This window comes from Shigella sp. FC1544 (genome assembly GCF_001722145.1).
In the GTDB taxonomy this organism is placed as follows: Bacteria; Pseudomonadota; Gammaproteobacteria; order Enterobacterales; family Enterobacteriaceae; genus Escherichia; species Escherichia coli.
Window position 1 is genome coordinate 1 of record NZ_MECT01000258.1, and the last position, 1,829, is coordinate 1,829.

General features: G+C 48.0%; 1 protein-coding gene and 4 pseudogenes. 4 read left to right on the plus strand and 1 reads right to left on the minus strand.

What is annotated here, in order from left to right:
• The 4 genes and pseudogenes from BGK49_RS13670 to ospG all read left to right on the plus strand — a co-directional run.
• Window positions 1–228: pseudogene (locus BGK49_RS13670) on the plus strand (E3 ubiquitin--protein ligase); the annotation flags it as partial.
• Between the two features lie 207 nt (window positions 229–435).
• On the plus strand, window positions 436–705 hold the full coding sequence (gene yacA, locus BGK49_RS13675) for a type II toxin-antitoxin system antitoxin YacA (RefSeq protein ID WP_000079956.1): 270 nt from the start codon (window positions 436–438) through the stop codon (window positions 703–705).
• Window positions 705–874: pseudogene (yacB, locus tag BGK49_RS30450) on the plus strand (type II toxin-antitoxin system toxin YacB); the annotation flags it as partial. The gene yacA and the pseudogene yacB, both read left to right, overlap by 1 nt.
• Before the next feature lie 82 nt (window positions 875–956).
• Window positions 957–1,439, plus strand: a pseudogene (gene ospG / locus BGK49_RS13680) (type III secretion system effector protein kinase OspG); the annotation flags it as partial.
• A 17-nt stretch (window positions 1,440–1,456) separates the two neighbouring features.
• On the opposite strand, the pseudogene BGK49_RS13685 reads toward ospG, so the two are convergent.
• Window positions 1,457–1,829: pseudogene (locus tag BGK49_RS13685) on the minus strand (IS1-like element IS1X2 family transposase); the annotation flags it as partial.

A 1,829-nucleotide genomic window follows, 5' to 3' on the forward strand; every position in this document is an offset into this window, starting at 1 on the left:
CGCTGGGCGCAGGCAGAAGAGCAGAAGTATGAGATGCTGGAGAATGAGTACTCTCAGAGGGTGGCTGACCGGCTGAAAGCATCAGGTCTGAGCGGTGATGCGGATGCGGAGAGGGAAGCCGGTGCACAGGTGATGCGTGAGACTGAACAGCAGATTTACCGTCAGCTGACTGACGAGGTACTGGCCCTGCGATTGTCTGAAAACGGCTCACAACTGCACCATTCATAATCACATCGCATAAAACTGTCAGCGCCAGTGATAGGACAGGTGAAACCTGTCAATACGTACCGGCTTACGCCGGGCTTCGGCGGTTTTACTCCTCTGCCATATGCAACAACGGAGTGCCGCCTTACATGCCGCTGGCGCGGCATATCCTGGTGACGATATCTGAACAGTTATATACTGTGTATATACGTGGTAATGACGAGGTGGCAAATGGCACAGGTTAATATGAGTGTAAGAATCGACGCAGAACTGAAGGATGCTTTTATGGCCGCTGCAAAAAGCATGGACCGTAATGGCTCTCAGTTAATCCGGGATTTTATGCGCCAGACCGTTGAACGGCAGCACAATTCTTGGTTCCGTGACCAGGTTGCGGCAGGCCGTCAGCAACTCGAATGCGGTGATGTGCTTCCCCATGACATGGTCGAATCCTCTGCTGCTGCATGGCGGGATGAAATGAGCAGGAAGATTGCTGATAAATGATGGAGATGTTCTGGACCATGCTGGCCATCCAGGACAGGAAGCGCATTCGTAGTACATTGCGGAGCAGAACCTGATGGCCGCCATTGAACCGGACGAACGGATTGGTTATTCAGCCAGCAGCCTGGCAGGGCAGCCGTATAAAGGCCGCAATGGTCGTGTGGAAGGAACATCTGGACCACACAAGGTAGCGTGTAACGTTATTTTGTGTGAAAATCTCTTGTGATTTTTAAATATCGTAACAAAGGTATGACATGAAAATAACATCTACCATTATTCAAACACCTTTTCCATTTGAGAATAATAATTCTCATGCTGGCATAGTAACGGAGCCCATTCTCGGTAAGTTAATAGGTCAGGGGGCGACAGCAGAAATCTTTGAAGATGTGAATGATTCATCTGCTTTGTATAAAAAGTATGATCTTATTGGCAACCAGTACAATGAGATTCTGGAAATGGCTTGGCAAGAATCTGAGCTTTTTAATGCTTTTTATGGCGATGAAGCATCCGTTGTTATACAGTATGGCGGAGATGTGTACCTCCGAATGCTGCGCGTGCCTGGGACTCCCCTTAGTGACATTGATGCAGCTGATATCCCTGATAATATAGAGAGCCTTTATCTACAGTTGATATGTAAATTGAATGAGTTGAGTATAATCCATTACGATCTTAATACAGGTAATATGCTGTATGATAAAGAAAGTGAAAGTTTATTCCCAATAGATTTTCGCAATATTTAGGTAATGATTCCAACTTACTGATAGTGTTTTATGTTCAGATAATGCCCGATGACCTTGTCATGCAGCCCACCGATTTTGAGAACGACAGTGACTTCCGTCCCAGCCTTGCCAGATGTTGTCTCAGATTCAGATTATGTCGCTCAATGCGCTGAGTGTAACGCTTGCTGATAACGTGCAGCTTTCCCTTCAGGCGTGATTCATACAGCGGCCAGCCATCCGTCATCCATACCACGACCTCAAAGGCCGACAGCAGGCTCAGAAGACGCTCCAGTGTGGCCAGAGTGCGTTCACCGAAGACGTGCGCCACAACCGTCCTCCGTATCCTGTCATACGCGTAAAACAGCCAGCGCTGACGTGATTTAGCACCGACGTAGCCCCACTGTTCGT

Coding starts and splice junctions, on each gene's coding strand:
- yacA (WP_000079956.1), top strand. CDS start 436: ATGGCACAGGTTAATATGAGTGTAAGAATCGACGCAGAACTGAAGGAT.